This window comes from Streptosporangium sp. NPDC048886 (assembly GCF_055586905.1).
In genome coordinates this window covers 1-1,894 of the sequence record NZ_JBVJHH010000110.1, presented here as the reverse complement: position 1 = coordinate 1,894, position 1,894 = coordinate 1, and the positions used below count along the sequence as shown (strand labels likewise).

The 1,894-nt window shown below is 71.9% G+C and carries 1 protein-coding gene; it reads right to left on the bottom strand.

What is annotated here, in order from left to right; genetic code table 11:
• Positions 1 to 134 precede the first annotated feature (134 nt).
• Positions 135 to 1,894, bottom strand: a 1,760-nt coding sequence (locus ACZ6R6_RS49285; RefSeq protein ID WP_470104468.1) for a hypothetical protein, incomplete at its 5' end; no start/stop codon positions are given.

The following is a 1,894-nucleotide window of genomic DNA, read 5'->3' as shown; positions in this document are numbered from 1 at the left end:
GAGTCCTGGCCATACACGCGAGTCTGCCGACACAACGATCTTCAACCCGGCCGGACACCCGCGTTTTCCGATGTCCTTGCCGACCCTTCAGACAGGCCGGTCACAGCGGCTGTCCTCGGGCCTTTCACGGCCGGTCACGACGGCCGTCCCAGCGGGCCGGCACTGAGCACGCCGGTCCCGGCCTCCGCCGCCCGCCCCTCCCGCACCCGGTAGAGGGCGTAGTCTCCGGAGCGGAGCCGGAGCTCGGCGAACTCCCCGATCTTCGCGGCCTGGTCAGTGCGCCGTTCGTCGACGAAGAGCCAGCGGACTCCGTAGCGGTCCCGCAGGCGCTGGACCGCGGCCGCCGAGGGCGCGTGGAAGACCGCCTCGTTCGAGGTGATCCGGTCTCCGTCCCAGAACGGCAGATACATCGCCGACTGGGTCGACTGGCCCGCGCTCCAGCGCTCCACGCTCGTCGGCGCGAACGCCCACCCCTCGACCAGCACGCGCCGCTCGGACAGGGCGGCCACCCAGAACTCGCGGCTGTCACACGGGTCCTCGTGCCCCCAGAGGCAGTGCGCGTTCGTGGCGACGAGGTCGTCGGGATCGGAGTTGGCGCGCAGCCAGCGCGCGACGGTCAGGGCGCCCTGCGGGACCGTCACCTGGGCCGCCGCCGGCTGGCTCACCCCGCTGAGTCCCCGCTTGGCCAGTATCTGCCCGGGCAGCATGACGTAGGCGTGCCCGTCGGCGAGCAGGCCGATGGCCGTGCACATGACGACCACGTGGGCGGCGGCTCTGAGACGGCCGACCCTGACGGTCAGGACGGCGGCCGCCAGTACGCCGGCGACCAGCAGCGCGAGATAGGGCCGGTACAGGATGCCGTCCGACTGGCCTGGGCGCAGGGGGATCTCGACGCCGCAGAGGATGGGGATCAGATAGGCGGCGAGCGCCCCGGCGCAGGCGGCCGGCAGTGCCGCCCGCAGTGACAGCCGGGCGCGCCGCAGGAGTGCGAGGAGCCCGTGGATCGCGACGATCGCCAGGTAGGGATAGGCGCCCCAGAGGAAGAAGAGCTGGCTGCGGCCGGGATGGCCGAGGAGCAGCGCCGCGCCGAGACCCGCCGCGCCGAAGCCGATCATCATGATCACCCAGGGGTGCCCGAGCAGCCGCGGCCGGCTCAGCAGCCCGAGGACTCCGGACCACATGACGGCCCAGCACAGCAGGCACACCAGTGCCATGCCGAGCGCCGAGGCCGTCGAGGGCTCCACCTCGCTGCCCAGGCCGGTCAGCTCCTGCCAGGCCGTGCGCATGAAGAAGAAGGGAGCGACCACCAGCCCCTGCCGCACGCGGCCGTACAGCACGAACTGCGCGTAGAGGAGACACGCGGAGCTCATCCCGAGCGCGATGAGCGCGACCCAGGGCGGCCGCCGGCGCCTGACCAGCTCGACCGCGGCGACCGTCACCAGTCCGGCGATCAGCAGGGGCAGGTAGGAGGCCTTGGCGCCCATCACCGCGACGAGGAAGATCCCCAGCAGCAGCCACCGGCCGGCGCTCGAGCGGCGGTCGAAGAGGTCGATCAGGAGCAGGACGGCCGGCGCGAACAGGAGCGCTCCGAAGGTCTGGGTGGGGCTCGTCCACGCGAGGTCCGGAACGCCTCCCCAGGTGAAGGAGTCGTTCGCGCCGAGGTACAGGTTCGGGATCGCCACGAAGACCGTGCCCATGACGGCCAGCAGTGACCCCGTCCACGAGCCGATGACGCGCCGACCGGTCATCCCGACGAGGACGACGAACGCGATCACCATGGGGAGCATGCCCAGCCGCAGCAGCAGCACGAGCGGCTCCACGCCGGTGACCCAGCTCGCCGCGGCCAGGTGGGCGTAGACGAACCAGTGGTAGAGCAGCGGCTCGCCGGACACCA